Below are 20,491 nucleotides of genomic sequence, written 5' to 3'. Positions count from 1 at the left end.
ATTGAGTCATGCCACGGCCAATAGCCCGACCGTGGCGCAGAGAGAGTTCAGCGCACGCGCACGTAGGTACCTGGCGCCGCCTCCATCGGTGGATAGTTCTGGTTACCGAGGGCCATCAGGGTTTCCCGTTGGGTGCCGGAGCGCTCCTGAATCCAGCTCAGCCAACGTGGCCACCAGCTGCCTTCGACGTGGGTAGCGTCGTAGTACCAGGCACGTGGATCGCCACTGAGCTTGGGATTCTCGATGTAGTTGGACTTGGGGTTGTTCGGCGGGTTGAGGATGCTCTGGATATGCCCGCTGTTGGACAGTACGAAGCGCCGGTCGCCACCCAGCAGCAGGGTCGAGCGGTACACCGCGTCCCACGGGGTGATGTGGTCGTTGATACCGGCCACGCTGAAGCTGTCTACGTTGACCTTCTGCAAGTCGATAGGCGTGCCACAGACCTCCAGCCCGCCGGGGTGAGTCAGAGGATTGTGCTTGAAGAAGTCCAGCAGGTCGCCATGGAATGCCGCTGGCAGGCGCGTGTTGTCACTGTTCCAATACAGAATGTCGAAGGCCGGCGGTTCCTTGCCCAGCAGGTAGTTGTTGACCCAGTAGTTCCAGATCAGGTCATTGGGGCGCATCCAGGCGAAGACTTTCGCCATGTCGCGCCCCTCGAGCACACCTCGTTGATAGGAATGGCGCTTGGCGGCTTCCAGCGTCTGCTCATCGGCGAACAACGTCGCCGGGCTGTCTATCTGGCTATCCAGCAGGCTGACCAGATAGCTTGCGCTGGAGACCCGCCGCAGTTGCCGCTTGGCTTGCAGATGACCTTGCAGAGCCGCGATGGTCAGGCCGCCGGCACAGGCGCCCATCAGATTGACGTCGCGCGCGCCGGTGATGGCGCGGCAAACATTCAGTGCTTCCTCCAGTGCTTCAACGTAACTGGACAGGCCCCATTCGCGGTGGCGAACATCCGGGTTACGCCAGCTGACCACGAACACTTGCAGGCCATTCTTCAATGCGTACTGGACGAAGCTATTACCCGGACTGAGGTCGAAAATGTAGTACTTGTTAATCTGCGGCGGCACGATCAGCAACGGCTTGGCGTACTGTTTTTCGCTCATCGGCTTGTATTGCATCAGCTCAAGCAGCTCGTTGCGAAACACCACTGACCCGGCGGTGGTTGCCACGGTCTTGCCGATTTCGAAGGCGTGTTTGGTGACCTGGCTCGGCAGCCCGTTGTTGTGCAGCAGGTCGTCGAATAAATGACTGAGACCGCGGACCAGGCTGTTGCCACCGGAGTTGAACAGCTCCTTGATCGCCAGCGGGTTGAGCAGGGTATTGGAGGGGGACACGGCGTCATTGAGCAGTGCGAAGGCGAAATGCGCGCGGGCGCGATCATCGTCACTCATGCCGCTTTCATCGATCCAGCTTTTGACCTGTTTCTGCCAGCTCAGGTAGGCCTGCAGGCTGCGCCGGTAAAACGGATTCAGTCTCCAGCTCGGGTCCGCAAAGCGATTGTCTTTCGGGTTCGGCGTGTGCAGCGTTTCGCCCAGCAGCACGCGGCCCAACTGACCGCCCAGAGCCAGAACATGACGGGCGCTGTGCACCGGGTGGCGCAGGCCGTGGGCGGCCACGCTGCGCAGGGTCGAGAACAGATCCCGGCCGCGCAGACCGGTAATCGCACTCTGAGCGTTGATGAACGTCGCGGGTGTGGGCAACGCGCCCGGCGTTGGTTTCTCTCTCATGAGTCAACACTCCTTCGTCAAGCCATCAACAAGCACATCAATTCAAGACAGACACCATAGTCGGTCCAGCCCGTTCTTGCGCAGGCGAAGGTCCTTTCAACATCCGCGAGACTCTACGTTCTGCCGAGCGGCGTCGGGTGCGGGTGCATCACTGCCCGCTGACGCTCCTCCTGAAGAAACTTCATGATGATCGGCGCAACGGCTTCGGCGCGGGTAATCAGGAACAAATGACCATCGTCGATTATGTGTAGCTGGGCGTTGGGAATTCGCCAGGCCAGCATGCGCATGTTGATCAGCGGGATCAGCGGGTCGTCGTCACCGGCGAGCACCAGGGTGGGCTGATGAATTTTGTGCAGCCAGTGAATGCTAGTCCAGCCCAGCCCCGCGAAGAGCTGCCAGTAGTAACCCAGCTTGCCGGCCGAACGTACTTTGCTGGCGTGCTCTGCGGCCAGATTGGGGTCGCGACGGAAGGCTCCGCCATAAATCAGTGGAGCAATGCGAATCACATGGGATGGCTGGATATAGCGCCTGGGGCTGGCCATCATCCATAGCACTTTCGGCTTGCCCGGCACCATAAAGGCGCCTGCTGCGGTTGCTGCGAGCACCAGTTTTTTGCAGCGCTCTGGATAGTCGTAAGCAAATTGCTGGGCCAGTGCGCCACCCCAGGAAACTCCCACGACGTTGACTTGCCCGTAGTCCAGGTAGTCGAGCATGCGCGCGGTCAGTTTGGCCAGTCCGGGAAAACGGTAAGGCCTGTTGGGCGTGGACGAGCCGCCAACACCGGGAACGTCGAAGGCAATCACCTCCAGATCCGGGTCAAGCGCCTGGATGAACGGAAACACCAGCTCCAGGTTGGCGCCGATGCCATTGAAGATAAGCAAGGGCGTCATATGAGACTTGCCGGGGCGTACCGCGGTGCGGATGGTTTGGCCATCCAGGTCGACAGTACGGAATATGAACGGTTGCGGCATCTCAGAAGCCCTGTGGGTTAAACCGCCGGACACGCCGTCCTGAGCGTGCTCCAGATTACTCGAGGCCTGGCCTCGGCTGTATGGGTAGGGCTCGCGGCACCTCCGAGTGCCGCGGACTTCTCGACTGCCTACAACTTAACGTTCATGCACATACGTGCCCGGTGCGGCCTCTCCTGACGGATAGGTCTTGTTGCCCAGGGTTGTCGGGGACTTTTTCAGTTTGCCCGAGCGCTCGGCCTGCCAGGCCTGCCAGTGCAGCCACCAGGAATCGGTGTGTTTGGTGGAATTTTCTTGCCATTCAGTGGCGGTGGCCGGCATGTCAGTGCTGGTCATGTAACGTGATTTCGGATTGCCCGGCGGGTTCAGAATGCTCTGGATATGGCCGCTGCTGGACAGCACGAATTCGACCTTGCCTCCGAACAGTTGCGCCGACTTGTAGCACGACTTCCAGGGTGTGATGTGATCGTTGGTGCCGGCCAGGGAGTAGATGTCGGCAGTGACCTGTTTGAGGTCGATCGGCGTACCGCTCACTTCCAGTGCATTGGCACGGATCAGTGGGTTATTTTTGAACATTTCGATCAGGTCGCCGTGGAACGCAGCAGGCAACCGGGTGGTGTCGTTGTTCCAGAATAGAATGTCGAAGACCGGTGGCTCGTTACCCAGCAGGTAGTTGTTGACCCAGTAGTTCCAGATCAGATCGTTAGGGCGCATCCAGGCGAAGACTTTGGCCATGTCGCGGCCTTCGAGCACGCCGGCCTGATACGAGTGACGCTTGGCGGCTTCCAGGGTCTGCTCATCGACGAACAGCGCAACCTGGGAGTCGAGGGTGGTGTCGAGCACGCTAACCAAAAGCGTCAGGGCATTGACCTTCTTCTCGCCGAGGGCGGCGTAGTGACCCAGCAGCGCGGTGCAGGTAATGCCACCGGAGCAGGCGCCGAGCATGTTGATGTCTTTGCTGCCGGTGATGGCGGAAACAACGTCGACGGCTTCTTTCAGCGCGTCGATGTAAGTCGACAGGCCCCACTCACGCTGAGCCTTGGTCGGGTTACGCCAGCTGACGATAAAGGTTTGCTGGTTGTTGCGCAGGCAGAAGCGCGCCAGGCTTTTATCCGGGCTCAGGTCAAACACATAGAACTTGTTGATTTGCGGCGGGACCACCAGCAGCGGTCGCTCATGCACCTGTTCGGTGGTCGGCCGGTACTGGATCAATTCGAGTACATCGTTGCGGAAAACCACCGCACCTTCGGTCGTTCCCAGACTCTTGCCGACTTCGAAAGCACCCATGTCCACCTGGCTCGGCATGCCGCCGTTGTTGACCAAGTCCTTGGCCAGATGTGAGAGGCCGTCGAGCAGACTTTTACCGCCGGTTTCGAAGAAGCGTTTGACCGCCGCCGGATTGGCCGCACTGTTGGTCGGGGCCATGGCTTCGGTCATCAGGGTGATCACGAAGTGAGCGCGATTGATGTCCTGTTCGGACAGGTTGCTGTCGCCGATCCAGTCGTGGAGCTCCTTGCGCCACGCCAGATAAGTCTGCAGATAGCGTTTGTAGAGTGGGTTCTGACTCCAGGCCGGGTCGTTGAAGCGACGGTCATCGCTTTCCGGTTGCAGCTTCGATTTGCCAAACATCACGTTCTTCAGCTCGATGCCAAAATGCGCGACGTGCTTGACGCTGTGAATGGGTTGTTTGATGGCTTGGGTTAAAACCATTCGGGCAGAAGTCAGCAGATCTTTTCCACGCAGGCCGATGACAGGGTTAAGCCCGAGGGTGTTTTCCGAGGCTTGACGATTCAAGTCATCGCTATTCTTGTTACTCATCTACGACGCTCCATTGTCCTGAGACGAGTACCGGGACCAGCTGTGTAGTCACACAGCAACCGCCAGGTACTACTGCTCGGGTGACCGTTAATTGCACAACGTTGCTTTCTAGTTCAGAGAGCACTGCAGGGAACTTGCCAGCTCCATTGGTTACCCGAGTTTAATTTTTTTCGCAAGCAGGCCAATCGCTTGCCACGCAGCGGAGCATTCAAACAGATGAAATTAGAAAATGCCCTCTAAAGAGCGAAATGCCTGAATTAGAGCATCAGCTTAACGATGGATTCGCTCGGGTCGCGGGACTTTCCAGCCGCTTTGAGTTCTGCAAGATAATCTGCCCACAGTGCTTCCTGACGTTGCGCCAGTTGGTACAGATAATCCCAGGTGAACAGGCCGCTGTCATGGCCGTCGTCGAAGGTCAATTTCAGTGCGTACTGACCGGCCGGTTCTACCTTGTTCAGGCCTACGCCGATCTTGCCAAATTGCAGGATAGGGTTGCCGTGGCCCTGGACTTCGGCGGAAGGAGAGTGCACGCGTAAAAATTCGGCGGGCAGGTGATACACCTCATCCGGCGCGTATTTCAGCGTCAGGGTTTTCGAGGCTTTGTGCAGTTCGATGGCGATGGGGAATTTGGTCATGACCTGTAGTCCGTCTCGTGTGGGATCTTGTGGGAGTGAGCTTGCTCGCTCCCACAGGTCCGCTACCACTGTAAGTATTGCTTACAGGATATAACGAGAGAGGTCTTCGTTCTGCGCCAATTCGCCGAGGTGGCTGTTGACGTAGTCGGCATCGATCAGGATCGCTTTGCCGTCATGGGCGCTGGCCAGATCACCGGCACTGAACGACACCTCTTCAAGCAGGCGCTCGAGCAAGGTGTGCAGGCGACGGGCACCGATGTTCTCGGTCTTTTCGTTGACCTGCCAGGCAATCTCGGCCACACGCTTGATGCCGTCGGGCAAGAACTCGATGGTCAGGCCCTCGGTCTTCAGCAGCTCGCGGTATTGCTCGGTAAGCGAGGCGTGGGGCTCGCTGAGGATGCGTTCGAAGTCTTCAGGGCTCAGCGCCTTGAGTTCCACACGAATCGGCAGACGGCCTTGCAGCTCCGGCACCAGATCGCTCGGCTTGCTCAGGTGGAACGCACCAGAGGCGATGAACAGGATATGGTCGGTCTTGACCATGCCCAGCTTGGTGTTGACCGTGCAGCCTTCGATCAGCGGCAGCAGGTCACGCTGTACGCCTTCGCGGGACACGTCGACGCCACCGGAATTGCCGCGCTTGGCGACCTTGTCGATTTCGTCGATGAACACGATGCCGTGTTGCTCGACCGCTTCCAGGGCTTTGGCTTTGAGTTCTTCTTCATTGACCAGGCGACCGGCTTCTTCGTCGCGTACCAGTTTCAGCGCTTCCTTGACCTTGAGCTTGCGATTCTTGCGCTTGCCCTTGCCCATGTTGGCGAACAGGCTCTGCAGCTGGTTGGTCATTTCTTCCATGCCTGGTGGCGCAGAGATGTCGACACCGACCGATTCGGCAATTTCGATTTCAATCTCTTTGTCATCCAGCTGACCTTCGCGCAGGCGCTTGCGGAACAGTTGGCGGGTATTGGAATCATGGCTCGGCGCGGCGTCTTCGTTGAAGCCCATGCGTGCCGGGGGCAGCAGTGCGTCGAGGATGCGATCTTCGGCAGCCTCTTCGGCGCGATAACGAACCTTGGTCATTTCCTGTTCGCGCAGCAGCTTGATCGCAGCGTCGGCCAGATCACGAATGATCGACTCGACGTCACGGCCGACATAGCCGACTTCGGTGAACTTGGTCGCTTCGACCTTGATGAACGGAGCGTTGACCAGTTTGGCCAGGCGCCGGGCGATTTCGGTTTTACCGACACCGGTCGGGCCGATCATCAGAATGTTCTTGGGCGTCACTTCGACGCGCAGCTCTTCGGGCAGCTGCATCCGGCGCCAGCGGTTACGCAGCGCGATGGCGACGGCGCGTTTGGCATCGTCCTGGCCGATGATATGGCGATTAAGTTCGTGGACGATTTCGCGGGGAGTCATGGACATAATAATTTGCGGTCCTCAAGCAAGAATAAAAGCCGTGGCGCTAGGCCTGCACAGGCTTACTCGGCGAGGTCCTGCTCCTCAATGGTGAAGGTGTGGTTGGTGAATACACAGATGTCGCCAGCGATGCCGAGCGCGGTTTCGACGATTTCGCGAGCCGACAGATCGGTTTTCTTCAGCAGGGCACTGGCTGCGGCCTGAGCGTAACCGCCACCGGAACCCATAGCGATCAGGCCTTCTTCAGGCTCAACCACATCGCCGTTACCGGTGATGATCAGGGACGCGTCTTTGTTGGCAACTGCCAGCATGGCTTCCAGGCGGCTTAGGGAACGATCGGTGCGCCATTCTTTGGCGAGCTCTACGGCCGCGCGAACCAGGTGACCTTGGTGTTTTTCGAGCTGGCCTTCGAAACGCTCGAACAGAGTGAAGGCGTCAGCGGTAGCCCCGGCAAAACCGGCGATGACTTGACCGTGATACAGGCGGCGAACTTTTTTCGCGTTGCCTTTCATCACGGTATTGCCGAGAGAAACCTGGCCGTCGCCGCCCATGACGACTTTGCCGTGGCGGCGAACTGAAACGATGGTGGTCAAGGGAGAGTCTCCACGCAGCGGGGCGAAAATGCCCTGATGGAAACTCATATGGGGGTGGTGGAGCGTATTTCAACTGTGGGCGGAGTTGAGAGACGGGCGGTGTTGCAAAGGTGAAGGCGATTGATCGTTCCCACGCTCTGCGTGGGAATGCAGCCTTGGACGCTCCAGCCTCTGCCGTTGTGACGCAGAGCGTCACGGGATGCATTCCCACCCGGAGGGTGGGAACGATCAGAGGCGTTAGCGGCTTTGGCGTTGTTGTAACAACAGATTACTAAAGCCGCTGCCGGCCAATTGTTTCTGTGCAGTGGTCAGCTGTTCGCGATTGCTGAACGGCCCGACCAGCACTCGATACCAGGTCTCGTCCTTCACGGTCCCAGACTCAACGGCAACCGCCTGCCCGAGCAGGATGATCTGCGCGCGAACCTTGTCGGCATCGGCCTCTTTGCGGAACGAACCGGCCTGAAGGAAGAACTTGGTCACCGGCGCTGCTTTGGAGACTGGCGGCGCCGGCGGTGGGGTAATGCCGGCAAGTGCCGCCTGAGCCCGGGCAGTGTCAATCTTCGCCGCCTGGGCCGGGGTCACCGGAGCCACTGGTACAGGCTGCGGAGTCGGCAGGGTTTTCTCAGGCACGGCATCCGGCGGCACGATCACTTCGGATTCCGGCAGCAAGGTGTAGAAGTCGTATTTCGGCTTCACCGGCTGCTGTGGGCTCGGAGGCGTCTTGTTCGCTTCGGCGATCTTGGTGGCTTTCTGCTGTTCTTGCTTGACCCGTTTGACGTCATCGCCCTTGCCCGGTTCGAGTTTCATCAAAAAGACGATGAATGCACCCACGGTGAGGCCGATGGCCATCCATAGCCAACCCGGGATCGGTTTTTTTGCAGGAGCTTGGTAACGGCTGGCGCCACGCTTGGGTGCAGGTTTTTTCTTGGCAGCCAACTTACATACGCTCCAGAGTTTCCAGGCCCAACAACTCCAGGCCTTGCTTGAGTGTGCGACCGGTCAGCGCCGCAAGACGCAAGCGACTCTGCATCTGTGCTGGCGTTTGCGCGGTGAGGATCGGGCAGTTCTCGTAGAAACTGGAGAACAGACCGGCTACGTCGTACAGGTAGGTGCAGAGGATGTGTGGCGTGCCCTTGTCGCTGACGTTATTCAGCACTTCACCGAATTGCGCCAGTTTGGCGGCCAGCTCATGTTCGTGAGCCGCCTCGAGCACGATGTGCCCTTCAACTTCGCTGAAATCCTTGCCGAGTTTACGGAATACGCCGGCCACACGGGTGTAGGCGTACAGCAGGTAAGGCGCGGTGTTGCCTTCGAAGTTGAGCATCAGGTCGAAGTTGAAGCTGTAGTCACTGGTGCGATGCTTGGACAGGTCGGCGTACTTCACCGCGCCAATGCCCACCACCTTGGCGATGTTGCGCAGATCGGCTTCGGCAAGTTCCGGGTTCTTTTCCTTGACCAGCGCGTAGGCGCGTTCTTTGGCTTCGTTCAGCAGATCGATCAGCTTCACGGTGCCGCCGTCACGGGTCTTGAACGGACGGCCGTCCGCGCCGTTCATGGTGCCGAAGCCCATGTGCTCCATTTCCATCGGATGGGTCACGAAGCCGGCGAGACGGGCCACTTCGAACACCTGCTGGAAGTGCAGGGCCTGACGCTGGTCTACGAAGTACAACGCGCGATCAGCCTTTAGTTTGCCGCTGCGGTAGCGCACGGCCGCCAAGTCAGTGGTGGCGTAGAGATAGCCGCCGTCGGCCTTGACGATGATCACCGGCAGCGGGTCGCCGTCGGCGTTCTTGAATTCGTCGAGGAACACGCACTGGGCGCCGTTGCTTTCCACCAGCAGACCTTTGGCCTTGAGGTCGTTGACCACATTGATCAGGTCATCGTTGTAGGCACTTTCACCCATCACGTCGGCCATGGTCAGTTTGACGTTCAGAAGTTCGTAGATGGCTTGGCAGTGGGACAGCGAGATATCCCGGAACCGCGTCCACAGCGCCAGGCATTCCGGATCACCGGCTTGCAGCTTCACTACCAGGCCGCGGGCACGATCGGCGAACTCTTCGGATTCGTCGAAGCGCTGCTTGGCGGCGCGGTAAAAGTTTTCCAGGTCCGACAGTTCGTCGCTGGTGATCGGATTTTCCTGCAAATAAGCCATCAGCATGCCGAACTGGGTGCCCCAGTCGCCGACGTGGTTCTGACGGATTACGGTATCGCCGAGGAACTCGAGAACCCGCGCCACGCCGTCGCCGATGATGGTCGAGCGCAGGTGGCCGACGTGCATCTCTTTGGCCAGGTTCGGCGCCGACAGATCGACCACTGTGCGCTGTACCGGACCGGCCTTGCGTACACCGATTTTCGGGTCCGCGAGGGCTGTGTCCAGGCGCGAGGCCAGGGCCTGGGTGTTCTGGAAGAAATTAAGGAAGCCTGGGCCTGCGATCTCGGTTTTGCTGACGTTTTCGTCGGCCGGCAGTGCGGCGATGATTTTTTCTGCCAGATCGCGTGGCTTCATGCCCGCAGGCTTGGCCAGCATCATGGCGATGTTGCTGGCGAAGTCGCCGTGAGTCTTGTCGCGGGAATTCTCCACCTGGATCGCCGGCGTCAGGCCTTCAGGCAACACACCTTCGTTGACGAGTTGGGTGATGGCTTTCTGGATCAGCTGGCGAATGGTGTCTTTCATGGTCTTCTCTTTCGACCGCAGGCGCGGCGGCGCTTCGATGCGCAGGTGGAAAAACTGGGCATTATCCGTTGCGAAGGCGGGCTTGCCAACCTTCGTGGGCAGGTTATAGACCTGCGGAGCCTATCAGGACGTCTTCGTGGGCAAGCCCGCTCCCACAGGATATATGGAACCCTGTGGGAGCGGGCTTGCCCGCGAAAGCGATATACCAATCAATATAAATCCACCGGATCAACATCCAAAGACCAGCGCACCTGCCGCCCGCTAGGCATCTGCTCCAGCACCAGCAACCAGGCGCTCAGCAGCCGATGCAATGGCGCGCGAGCAGAGGCTTGCAGCAAGAGTTGTGCGCGATAGCGGCCGGCGCGCCTCTCCATGGGTGCCGGCACCGGGCCGAGCAGCTCGATGCCGGTCAGGTTCTGTTCACCCAGCAAGCGCTCGGCCTCGCTGCAGGCCTCATCGAGAAAGGCTTCGGCCTGTCCCGGTTTATGCGCTTCAGCTCGCAACAGCGCCAAATGCGCGAAAGGTGGCAGTCCAGCGGCACGGCGCTCGCTCAAGGCCTGTTCGGCAAAGGCGAAGTAGCCTTGTTCGGTCAACTGCACCAGCAACGGGTGGTCGGCCAGGTGGGTCTGGATGATCACTTTGCCCGGCTCTTCAGCGCGGCCGGCACGCCCGGCGACCTGGACGATCAGTTGGGCCATGCGTTCGCTGGCGCGAAAGTCGCCGGAAAACAGTCCGCCATCAGCGTCCAGAATCGATACCAGGGTCACCCGTGGGAAGTGATGCCCTTTGGCGAGCATCTGCGTACCCACCAGAATGCACGGCTGACCTTTCTGGATGGTAGCGAACAGCTGGTTCATCGCATCCTTGCGCGAGGTGCTGTCGCGGTCGACGCGTAGCACCGGGTAATCCGGAAAGAGAATCCCCAGCCGCTCTTCGGCTCGCTCGGTGCCCGCGCCGACGGGGCGCAAATCAACTTTGCCGCATTGCGGACAATGGCGCGGCACGCGCTCCACATAGCCACAGTGGTGGCAGCGCAGTTCGCCGGAGCGCTGATGCACGGTCATCCGCGCATCGCAGCGGTTGCATTCGGACATCCAGCCGCAGTCATGGCACAGCAGCGTTGGTGCGAAGCCGCGGCGGTTGAGAAATACCAGCACTTGCTGCCCGGCCGCGAGGGTCTGGCCGATGGCTTGTTGCATCGGTCCGGAAATACCGCTGTCCAGCGGACGACTTTTAACGTCCAGGCGCAGGAAGCGCGGTTGCTGCGCGCCGCCGGCCCGCTGGTTCAGACGCAGCAAACCATAGCGGCCGGTGTAGGCGTTGTGCAGACTTTCCAGCGAAGGCGTGGCCGAACCCAGGACGATCGGAATATTTTCCTGACGGGCGCGCACTAGAGCCAGATCACGAGCGTGATAGCGCAGGCCTTCTTGCTGTTTATAAGAACCGTCGTGTTCTTCATCGATGATGATCAGGCCAGGGTTCTTCATTGGCGTGAACAGTGCCGAGCGAGTGCCGATAATAATGTCGGCGTCTCCATCTCGGGCTGCAAGCCAGGCTTCCAGCCGTTCGCGGTCATTGACTGCCGAGTGCACCAGCGCGATGCGGGCATTGAAGCGTTGTTCGAAGCGCGCCAGAGTTTGCGGGCCAAGGTTGATCTCGGGAATCAGCACCAGTGCCTGCTTGCCGGCCTCGAGGGTTTCTCGGATCAACTGCAAATAGACTTCGGTCTTGCCACTGCCGGTGACCCCGGCCAGCAGAAACGCATGGAAGCTGTCGAAGCCTGCGCGAATCGCTTCATAGGCGGCGCGCTGCTCCGGGTTGAGCGGCAACTCCGGTTGCGCCAGCCAGTGTTCATGGCGTTCGCCGGGCGCGTGCTTGCGGATCTCCACCTGCACCAGGTCTTTGGCCAGCAACAGATCGAGGCTGTCTTTGCTCAGCATCAGTTTGCTGAGCAGCTGATGGGCCACTCCGTGAGGGTGCTGCGCCAGTGTCGCCAAGGCCTCTCGCTGACGTGGCGCCCGGCTGATGCGCGGATCGTCGAGGCGCGCGCCTGGGGTGATCGACCAGAAGCGTTCCTGGCGAGCTTCAGCCAGTTCACCCTGGCGCAACAACACTGGCAGTGCCCAGCTCAGGGTGTCGCCCAGGCTGTGCTGGTAATACTGGGATGTCCACAGGCACAGCTTGAACAGCGCCGGTGGCAAGGGCGGTGTGGCGTCGAGCAGCGCCAGCGCTGGCTTGAGCTTTTCTGCCGGGACGTCGCTGTGGCTGGTGATTTCCACCAGAATGCCGATCATCTCGCGACGACCGAAGGGCACGCGCAGGCGCATGCCCGGATGCAGATGAGTACGCAGGACACCCGCAGGGGCGCGGTAGTCGAACAGGCGGCGCAGCGGCGAGGGCAGGGCGAGGCGCAAAATGGCGTCGGGCACGCGGGGATTTCTCGGTAAGCGGGCGGTGAAGAAGGCCCGGAGCCTAGCAGACGGTCGGAGTAAGGGACAGCTTGCGCGATTTCGAAGGTCTGGTAGAATCCGCGGCCTAATTACGTGCGGTATTCAACAATAGTGTTGAGTGGCGGCACGCTAGCCTGAGGAATACACCATGAAAGCCGATATCCATCCAGCATACGAAACCATCGAAGTAACTTGCAGCTGCGGCAACAAGTTCGAAACTCGTTCGAACCTGTGCAAGCCACTGGGTACTGACGTATGCAACGAGTGCCACCCGTTCTACACCGGTAAGCAGAAGACTCTGGATACTGGCGGTCGTGTACAGCGCTTCGCAGACCGTTTTGGTGCTTTCGGCAAAGCCAAAGCTCCTGCTGCTGCAGAGTAAGGCTGAAAAGCCCGATGGGCTTTTCCCTGCTGTTAAAAAAGGCGTCCCTTGCGGGCGCCTTTTTTATGTCCGCGATTTGGTTCTCCAGCGCTCAGGCCTTTTGCCCGGCACCGACCGGATTGACGACCGTCAAGGTCCAGCGCGTGGTCGACGGCGACACTATTCGTCTAAGTGATGGCCGCAGTGTGCGCATGATCGGTTTGAATACCCCGGAGCTGGGCAAAAAAGGTCGATCGGATGAGCCTTTCGCCGTGGCAGCCAGCAAGCGTTTGCAGGCGCTGGTGAGCGAAAGTAACGGTCGGGTTGGCTTGCTTCTGGGGCAGGAGAGCAAGGACCGCTATGGCCGTACGTTGGCCCATGTGTATGGCGCCAATGGTGCGAACCTTGAAGCTCAACTGCTGGCTGAAGGTCTTGGCTATCAAGTGGCCATTGCACCGAATGTCGATCTTGTGGGCTGTCAGCAAGCGGCAGAGCGCAGCGCACGCCAGGCGGGTCTCGGGCTCTGGCGGCAATCGCCTGTACTGAAAGCGGATCAGATCACTGCCTCGGGTTTCGCCGTGCTGAGCGGTCGTGTAAGCAATGTTCAGCGCAATCGTGGCGGGTTGTGGATCGAGTTGCAGGATTCGGTTGTACTGCGCATTGCACCCAATGTGCTCGGTCAATTCGATGTTTCGATGCTGGAGCGGCTCAAAGGTCAGCAAGTCGAAGCGCGCGGCTGGGTCCTCGACCGTTCCCGGCGTGGCGAGCTGGAATCCGCTCAGGCGCGGTGGTTGCTGCCATTGACCGATCCGGCGATGCTTCAACTGACGCAATAAGAGAAAATTGTAGACATTTTTTCTGTTGATTGTGAACAGTTAATCCCTTGTGTTTCGTGGCTCTTGGCCCAAAGTCTTAGAGTAGGGCCCTTGACACCAGTGACTGGTCAGTCTTGTAGGGACTTTACGACACGAGTATCCTCGGCGGTCCGTCTGTCCCACAGTAAAAAAGCGGAATGCCCACATGTCTGATTTGAAAACTGCCGCTCTCGAATATCATGCCCATCCTCGTCCAGGGAAGCTGAGTGTCGAGCTCACCAAAGCCACCGCTACCGCCCGCGATCTGTCGCTGGCCTACAGCCCCGGTGTAGCCGAACCAGTCCGCGAAATCGCCCGCGACCCTGAACTCGCCTACAAGTACACCGGCAAGGGCAATCTGGTTGCAGTCATTTCTGATGGCACCGCGATTCTCGGTCTGGGTAACCTGGGTCCATTGGCTTCCAAGCCCGTCATGGAAGGCAAAGGCGTACTGTTCAAGCGCTTCGCCGGCATCGACGTGTTCGACATCGAAGTCGACTCCGAAAGCCCGCAAGCCTTCATCGACACCGTCAAGCGCATCTCCATCACCTTCGGTGGCATCAACCTGGAAGACATCAAGGCGCCAGAGTGCTTTGAAATCGAACGTGCTCTGATCGAGCAGTGCGACATTCCGGTATTCCACGATGACCAGCACGGTACCGCGATCGTTACTGCGGCCGGCATGATCAACGCCCTGGAAATCGCTGGCAAAACCCTGCCTGAGGCGAAGATCGTCTGCCTGGGCGCCGGTGCTGCCGCTATCTCCTGCATGAAATTGCTGGTGAGCATGGGCGCCAATATCGAAAACATCTTCATGGTTGACCGTACCGGTGTGATCCACTCCGGCCGCGATGACCTGAACCAGTACAAAGCAGTGTTCGCTCACGCTACCGACAAGCGCAGCTTGTCCGACGCGCTGAAAGACGCTGACGTGTTCGTCGGCCTGTCCGGTCCGAACCTGCTGAGCGCAGAAAACCTGTTGCTGATGGCGGCCAACCCGATCGTCTTCGCGTGCTCGAACCCGGATCCGGAAATCTCCCCGGAACTGGCTCACGCTACCCGTAACGACGTGATCATGGCCACCGGCCGTTCGGACTACCCGAACCAGGTCAACAACGTACTGGGCTTCCCGTTCATCTTCCGCGGTGCCCTGGACGTTCGCGCCAAGCGCATCAACGAAGAAATGAAAGTAGCTGCCGCCAACGCCCTGCGCGAATTGGCCAAGTTGCCGGTACCTCAGGAAGTGTGCGACGCCTACGGCGGCATCAAACTGGAATTCGGTCGTGAGTACATCATTCCGAAACCAATGGACGCACGTCTGATCACCGTGATCTCCGATGCCGTGGCCAAGGCTGCGATCGAGACCGGCGTTGCTACCCTGCCGTATCCGAAGAACTACCCGCTCAAAAGCGTGGATGACGTTTTCAACGGCTAAGCCGTCGTAGCGTCAAACAAAAAGCCCCGGTTCGGATGAGTCGGGGCTTTTTTTCGTTTGAACAGTGGTGATTTATGATCGTTCCCACGCGGAGTGGGAACGATCAGGGGAATACTCAGAACAAATCGATCGGCGCTGCTTCATCCGCTGGCAGCGGGCTGCCCGGTACGTTGCCGTTACCCAGTTCGTTGACTGAAGGTGGGGTGTCTTCGCTCTTGAACAGCTCGAAGTAGGCGTTCGGTGTACCTGGAGTGGCTGCACGGCCGCTGACCGGGTCGACTCGCAGGCTGAGGATGCCTTCCGGCTCGTTCTGGGTGTGAGCCGGTTTGCCCTTGAGGGCGGCGCCCATGTAACTCATCCAGATCGGCAGTGCGACGGTACCGCCGAACTCGCGGCGGCCAAGGCTTTCCGGTTGATCGAAACCGGTCCAGACCGTGGTCACGTAATCGGCGTTGTAGCCGGAGAACCAGGCATCCTTCGATTCGTTTGTGGTCCCGGTCTTGCCAGCCAGATCGCTACGTCCCAGTGCCAGGGCGCGACGCCCGGTGCCGAGCTTGATCACGTCTTCCAGCATGCTGTTGAGGATATAGGTGGTGCGGCCGTCGATGATGCGTTCAGCTACCGCCGGCGCTTGCACAGTCGTCTGCGCCGCGAGTGCTTCGCCGGGCGTCGAGTTGACCGTAAAAGTGTTGGCTGCCGGAACTGCAATTGCGTTGCTGGCAGTGTTGCCGGCGGGGACGCTGGGTGGGTTGGCAGTAAACAGGTTGTCCCCGTTGCGGCTATCGATCTTGTCGATGATATACGGGGCGATCTTGTAACCGCCGTTGGCGAAGGTGCTCCAGCCGGTAGCGATTTCCATTGGGGTCAGGGTTGCGGTGCCCAAGGCCAGAGACAGGTTGCGCGGCAGGTCTTGCTTGTTGAAGCCGAACTTGCTGATGTAATCGATGGTGCGGTCGACACCCAGGGCTTGCAGTAGGCGGATCGATACCAGGTTGCGCGACTTGTACAAGGCTTCGCGCATGCGGATCGGGCCAAGGAAGGTGTTGGTGTCGTTCTTCGGGCGCCAGACCTTGTCCAGGTACTCATCGACGAACACGATCGGTGCGTCATTCACCAGGGTCGCCGGGGTGTAACCGTTGTCCAGCGCAGCGCTGTAGATGAATGGCTTGAAACTCGAGCCCGGCTGGCGTTTGGCCTGCAGCGCGCGGTTGTAGTTGCTCTGCTCGAAAGCGAAGCCGCCAACCAGTGAGCGAATGGCACCATTGGTCGGATCAAGCGAGACCAGTGCTCCCTGTGCAACCGGGATCTGGCTGAACTTCAGCGAATTGTCCGCCTGGCGTTGCACACGGATCAGGTCGCCGACCTGGGCAACATCCGATGGCTGCTTCGGATTGGCGCCCACGCTGTTGGTGTTAAGGAACGGCCGGGCCCATTTCATGCTGTCCCAGCTGACATGTTCTTCGCTGGTGCGGGTCAGAACCTGCAAACCGTTCTTGTCGACCTGAGTGACGATGGCCGGCTCAAGCCCGCTGATCGGACGCTGCTTGGTCAGTTCCAGAACCCAGGCTTCATGGGTCTTGCCCAGGAGGCGAGATTCCGGTCCGCGGTAGCCATGGCGCTGATCGTAGGTGATCAGGCCTTCCTGGATGGCAGTGTTGGCCATTTCCTGCAGGTTGCTCGGTACCGTGGTGGTGACGCGGAAGCCTTCGGTATAGGCATCACTGCCATAACGGCCGACCATTTCGGCGCGGGCCATTTCAGCGATGTACGGCGCATTAACTTCAGGCGTCGGTACGTGGTAACTGGCGTTGAGCGGCTCGGTCACGGCTGCCTTATAGGCTGCTTCGTCGATTTTTCCGAGCTTGTACATGCGCCCCAGAATCCAGTCGCGACGCTCCTTGCTGCGTGCCGGGTTGGCCAGGGGGTTGAAGCGCGAAGGTGCCTTCGGCAGGCCGGCGATCATCGCCATCTGTGCGAGTGTGATGTCGCGAATCGATTTGCCGTAATAGACCTGCGCCGCGGCCTCGATCCCGTAGGCACGGTTGCCCAGGTAGATCTTGTTGACGTAGAGCTCGAGGATCTCGTCCTTGGTCAGCTGACGTTCGATCTGCAAGGCCAGGAGGATTTCTGTGGTCTTGCGCGAGAAGCTGCGTTCGCTGGAGAGGAAGAAATTCTTCGCGACCTGCATGGTGATGGTGCTACCGCCCGACTGAATGTGTCCGCTTTTTACCAATTGAGTGGCGGCACGCATCAGGCTGCTGGGATCCACGCCGTAGTGATTGGCGAAATTGTCATCTTCAGCAGAAAGTAACGCATTAATGAAATTGGGGGGAATGTCGGCGAAAAGGATCGGTGTGCGGCGCATTTCGCCAAACTCTGCGATCAATTTGCCGTCGCTGCTGTAAACCCGCAAAGGGATCTGCAACTGGATGCTTCTTAGCGCCTCCACGGATGGCAACCCGGGGCTAAGATAAAGATACGCGCCGCTCAGACCGAGGAGCAGTCCGCAGAAAACAGCGACGATGGACCACCCGAAAAACTTCAGCAGACGAATCAAGGCTTTTGGATTTCCAGAGAAAAGAATGAATTGGGCGTCAGGAGATTCACGGTAAACAGGATCGACCCACGCTTGAAGTAAAAAGCGGAAAAAACGTTGGGCATTATAAGCATTTTTCCGCGGTCAGCGTCATTTGCGCTTCTGTCAAGACGCAGACATTGAACGGATCGAACAATAAAGAGTCCGTAACTCACGGATAGTCATAGGGAATTGGTAGTGCCAGGACTCTTCAGCAAAAAAGCCAATACGCTTTTGGGGATCGATATCAGCTCCACTTCGGTCAAGCTTCTCGAGCTAAGCCGCTCGGGAAACCGCTACCGGGTAGAGGCGTATGCGGTAGAACCGCTGCCGGCCAACGCCGTGGTCGAAAAGAACATCGCCGAGTTGGACGGGGTGGGGCAGGCCTTGTCACGCCTGCTGCTCAAGGCCAAGACCGGCATCAGGAATGTGGCCGTGGCGGTGGCCGGGTCGGCGGTGATCACCAAAACCATCGAGATGGACGCCGGGCTTTCTGATGACGAGATGGAAAGCCAGCTGAAAATCGAAGCTGATCAGTACATTCCTTATCCACTCGAAGAAGTCGCTATCGATTTTGAAGTCCAGGGCTACTCGGCGCGTAATCCTGAACGCGTCGAAGTGCTGCTGGCAGCCTGCCGTAAAGAAAACGTCGAGGTTCGTGAAGCGGCTCTGGGGCTCGCAGGTCTGACCGCTCGAGTTGTCGATGTCGAGGCTTATGCCCTGGAGCGTTCGTTCGGTTTGCTCGCAGCGCAATTGGCCGCGCCTCAGGACCGTTTGACGGTGGCTGTGGTCGACATCGGTGCAACCATGACCACCCTGAGCGTGCTGCATGACGGGCGGATCATCTACACCCGCGAGCAGCTGTTTGGTGGGCGCCAGTTGACCGAGGAAATCCAGCGTCGCTATGGCATGTCGATGGAAGAGGCGGGGTTGGCCAAGAAACAGGGAGGCCTGCCGGACGATTACGTCATCGAGGTTCTGCAACCGTTCAAGGATGCTCTGGTGCAGCAAGTCTCGCGTTCTCTGCAATTTTTCTTCGCCTCGGGACAGTACAACTCGGTCGACTACATCCTGTTGGCGGGCGGTACAGCCTCGGTCTTCGGGCTGGATCGACTGATCGAACAGCGCTTGGGTACGCCGACTCAGGTGGCCAATCCTTTCGCCGATATGACGCTGAGCAACAAGGTCAATGCCACTGCGTTGGCCAATGATGCGCCGGCCCTGATGATTGCCTGCGGACTGGCCCTCAGGAGTTTCGACTGATGGCGCGGATCAACCTTTTACCTTGGCGCGAAGAGCTGCGAGAAGAGCGCCGTAAACGCTTTTTGATGGCCTTGGCGGGTGTGCTGGTGATAGCGGTCGGTGTGGTGCTTGTCGCTGATCAATACATCAGTGGCGAGATCGATCGGCAAACGGCCCGTAATAACTATGTCAGCCAGCAAATTGCTCTGGTCGATGAACGGATCAAGCAGATCGGCGACTTGAAGACCCGTCGCCAACAACTTGTGGAGCGGATGAGGATCATCCAGGACTTACAGGGCAATCGGCCGGTCAGTGGACGAATCTTCGATCAGTTGGCCCGCACGCTGCCAGACGGGGTCTATTTCACCGAAGTGAAGATGGCTGGTAAAACCCTTTCCATTACGGGTGCGGCGGCGTCGAACAATCGAGTCTCCGACTTGATGCGTAACCTTGATGCTTCCGACTGGTTCGATGCGCCGAGCCTGACCGAGGTCAAGGCCAATACAACCGGTGCTTTGGATCAGGCCAACGTCTTCCGGCTGACCGTTCGTCAGACTCAGCCCGCCGCCACGGAGGGCGCGAAATGACTCCGTCCGAATGGTTCGAGGGGCTGCGCAAGATCGACCTGAACGATCTGGACATGAGCAACATGGGGGCGTGGCCTGCAGCCGTCAAAGCCATGGCCGGTGCCTTGCTCATGGTCCTGGTGTTGGCTCTGGGCTACAACTTCTTCCTCAAGGATCTTCAGGATCAGCTCGACCAGCAGCGTGCGGATGAAACAACCCTGAAGGAGCAGTTTGCGACCAAGGCCCATATGGCGGCGAATCTGGAGCATTACACCGAGCAGATGAAGGACATGGAAAATTCCTTCGGCATGCTGCTGCGTCAGCTACCCAGTGATACCGAGGTTCCCGGTCTGTTGGAAGACATCACGCGCACGGGTTTGGGCAGTGGGCTGGAGTTCGAGGAGATCAAGTTGCTGCCGGAGGTGGCGCAGCAGTTCTACATCGAGTTGCCAATCCAGATCACCGTCACCGGTGCGTACCATGACCTTGCAACCTTCGTCAGCGGAGTGGCCGGCCTGCCACGAATCGTCACCCTGCATGATTTCGAAATCAAACCGGTCACACCGGACATTGGCTCGAAACTGCGCATGAGCATCCTGGCCAAGACCTATCGCTACAACGACAAGGGGCTGCAGCAATGAAGGCAGCCCACTGGACATTGACGGTTGTGGTACTGATGGGGCTGTCCGGATGTGGCGGTGATAGCGACTTCAGCGATTTGGACGCTTTCATGGATGAGGTGCGCCTTCGACCTCCGGGCAAGATTGAACCAACACCGACATTCAGGTCCTACCAGGCATTCACCTATAACGCGGCATCCTTGCGCAGCCCGTTTCTACCTCCGGCCCGGGTGGATCTTGCAGGGCGCCAGCATGGATCGCGCGATGTAAAACCGGACCTGAATCGGGTGAAGCAGTTTCTCGAAGGTTTCAATATCGAACAGTTTGAAATGGTTGGCACGATCTCCAACGCCACCGGTTCCTTCGCGTTGCTGCGTGGTTCTGGCGGTGTGCATCGGTTGAAAGTCGGTGATTACCTGGGGCGCAACGATGGTCGGATCGTGGCCATCAGTGGCTCGCAAGTCGATGTGGTTGAAATCGTTCCTGATGGCGAGGGTGCCTGGCTGGAGCGACCGCGGACCATTCCTTTGAAAGAGCACCAATAGTGGAACTCGAAT

General features: G+C 59.0%; 17 protein-coding genes. 7 read left to right on the top strand and 10 right to left on the bottom strand.

Annotation, left to right across the window (positions count from 1 at the left end):
* Positions 1-47: 47 nt before the first annotated feature.
* The 9 genes from phaC (ACN1C3_RS26380) to ACN1C3_RS26340 all read right to left on the bottom strand — a co-directional run bounded on the left by phaC (ACN1C3_RS26380) (position 48) and on the right by ACN1C3_RS26340 (position 12,260).
* Positions 48-1,730 (bottom strand): class II poly(R)-hydroxyalkanoic acid synthase, encoded by a 1,683-nt coding sequence (gene phaC, locus ACN1C3_RS26380; RefSeq protein ID WP_419118672.1) that lies wholly within the window; start codon positions 1,728-1,730, stop codon positions 48-50.
* Positions 1,731-1,843: 113 nt separating this feature from the next.
* Positions 1,844-2,701 carry a poly(3-hydroxyalkanoate) depolymerase gene (gene phaZ, locus ACN1C3_RS26375; RefSeq protein WP_419118671.1) on the bottom strand — a complete coding sequence of 286 codons (858 nt, stop codon included), beginning with the start codon at positions 2,699-2,701 and terminating at the stop codon, positions 1,844-1,846.
* 135 nt (positions 2,702-2,836) lie between these two features.
* A complete protein-coding gene (gene phaC, locus ACN1C3_RS26370) occupies positions 2,837-4,516 on the bottom strand; it encodes a class II poly(R)-hydroxyalkanoic acid synthase (protein ID WP_419118670.1) in 1,680 nt (559 codons plus the stop codon).
* Between the two features lie 257 nt (positions 4,517-4,773).
* The gene (locus ACN1C3_RS26365) at positions 4,774-5,151 is read right to left on the bottom strand and encodes a gamma-butyrobetaine hydroxylase-like domain-containing protein (RefSeq protein WP_419118669.1); all 378 of its coding nucleotides are present in this window, start codon (positions 5,149-5,151) and stop codon (positions 4,774-4,776) included.
* 81 nt (positions 5,152-5,232) lie between these two features.
* Positions 5,233-6,570 (bottom strand): ATP-dependent protease ATPase subunit HslU, encoded by a 1,338-nt coding sequence (gene hslU / locus ACN1C3_RS26360; protein WP_419118668.1) that lies wholly within the window; start codon positions 6,568-6,570, stop codon positions 5,233-5,235.
* 56 nt (positions 6,571-6,626) lie between these two features.
* Positions 6,627-7,157, bottom strand: a complete 531-nt coding sequence (hslV, locus tag ACN1C3_RS26355; RefSeq protein ID WP_007899242.1) for an ATP-dependent protease subunit HslV — start codon at positions 7,155-7,157, stop codon at positions 6,627-6,629.
* A 237-nt stretch (positions 7,158-7,394) separates the two neighbouring features.
* Entirely contained in the window at positions 7,395-8,093 is a 699-nt protein-coding gene (locus tag ACN1C3_RS26350; RefSeq protein WP_419118667.1) for an SPOR domain-containing protein, read from the bottom strand.
* A gap of 1 nt (position 8,094) precedes the next feature.
* A complete protein-coding gene (argS, locus tag ACN1C3_RS26345; RefSeq protein WP_419118666.1) occupies positions 8,095-9,831 on the bottom strand; it encodes an arginine--tRNA ligase in 1,737 nt (578 codons plus the stop codon).
* A 209-nt stretch (positions 9,832-10,040) separates the two neighbouring features.
* Complete coding sequence (locus ACN1C3_RS26340; protein ID WP_419118665.1) at positions 10,041-12,260, bottom strand: primosomal protein N'; 2,220 nt, start codon at positions 12,258-12,260, stop codon at positions 10,041-10,043.
* Positions 12,261-12,429: 169 nt separating this feature from the next.
* On the opposite strand from ACN1C3_RS26340, the gene rpmE reads away from it, so the two are divergent.
* The 3 genes from rpmE to ACN1C3_RS26325 all read left to right on the top strand — a co-directional run bounded on the left by rpmE (position 12,430) and on the right by ACN1C3_RS26325 (position 14,931).
* Positions 12,430-12,663: a 50S ribosomal protein L31 gene (gene rpmE, locus ACN1C3_RS26335; RefSeq protein ID WP_028621753.1), complete on the top strand. Its 234-nt coding sequence runs from the start codon at positions 12,430-12,432 to the stop codon at positions 12,661-12,663.
* 14 nt (positions 12,664-12,677) lie between these two features.
* A complete protein-coding gene (locus ACN1C3_RS26330) occupies positions 12,678-13,478 on the top strand; it encodes a thermonuclease family protein (RefSeq protein WP_419118664.1) in 801 nt (266 codons plus the stop codon).
* A gap of 184 nt (positions 13,479-13,662) precedes the next feature.
* Positions 13,663-14,931, top strand: a complete 1,269-nt coding sequence (locus ACN1C3_RS26325) for a malic enzyme-like NAD(P)-binding protein (protein WP_419118663.1) — start codon at positions 13,663-13,665, stop codon at positions 14,929-14,931.
* Positions 14,932-15,046: 115 nt separating this feature from the next.
* On the opposite strand, the gene ACN1C3_RS26320 is transcribed toward ACN1C3_RS26325, so the two are convergent.
* Positions 15,047-17,488 (bottom strand): penicillin-binding protein 1A, encoded by a 2,442-nt coding sequence (locus ACN1C3_RS26320; protein ID WP_419118662.1) that lies wholly within the window; start codon positions 17,486-17,488, stop codon positions 15,047-15,049.
* 216 nt (positions 17,489-17,704) lie between these two features.
* Between ACN1C3_RS26320 and ACN1C3_RS26315 the strand changes: the two genes are divergently transcribed.
* From ACN1C3_RS26315 to ACN1C3_RS26300, 4 genes are read left to right on the top strand one after another with little or no spacing between them, the layout of a single operon-like run.
* Positions 17,705-18,769, top strand: a complete 1,065-nt coding sequence (locus tag ACN1C3_RS26315; RefSeq protein ID WP_419118661.1) for a pilus assembly protein PilM — start codon at positions 17,705-17,707, stop codon at positions 18,767-18,769.
* The gene (locus tag ACN1C3_RS26310) at positions 18,769-19,335 is read left to right on the top strand and encodes a PilN domain-containing protein (RefSeq protein WP_419118660.1); all 567 of its coding nucleotides are present in this window, start codon (positions 18,769-18,771) and stop codon (positions 19,333-19,335) included. The genes ACN1C3_RS26315 and ACN1C3_RS26310 overlap by 1 nt, the downstream gene beginning before the upstream one ends.
* Positions 19,332-19,955 (top strand): type 4a pilus biogenesis protein PilO, encoded by a 624-nt coding sequence (gene pilO, locus ACN1C3_RS26305; protein WP_419118659.1) that lies wholly within the window; start codon positions 19,332-19,334, stop codon positions 19,953-19,955. Before ACN1C3_RS26310 ends, pilO begins: the two co-directional genes overlap by 4 nt.
* A complete protein-coding gene (locus ACN1C3_RS26300) occupies positions 19,952-20,479 on the top strand; it encodes a pilus assembly protein PilP (RefSeq protein WP_419118658.1) in 528 nt (175 codons plus the stop codon). Before pilO ends, ACN1C3_RS26300 begins: the two co-directional genes overlap by 4 nt.
* Positions 20,480-20,491 lie beyond the last annotated feature (12 nt).

Source organism: Pseudomonas sp. H11T01 (assembly GCF_048515765.1).
Classification (GTDB): Bacteria; Pseudomonadota; Gammaproteobacteria; order Pseudomonadales; family Pseudomonadaceae; genus Aquipseudomonas.
Note: the sequence above shows the minus strand (reverse complement) of the source record. Positions and strands in the feature narration are given on the sequence as shown.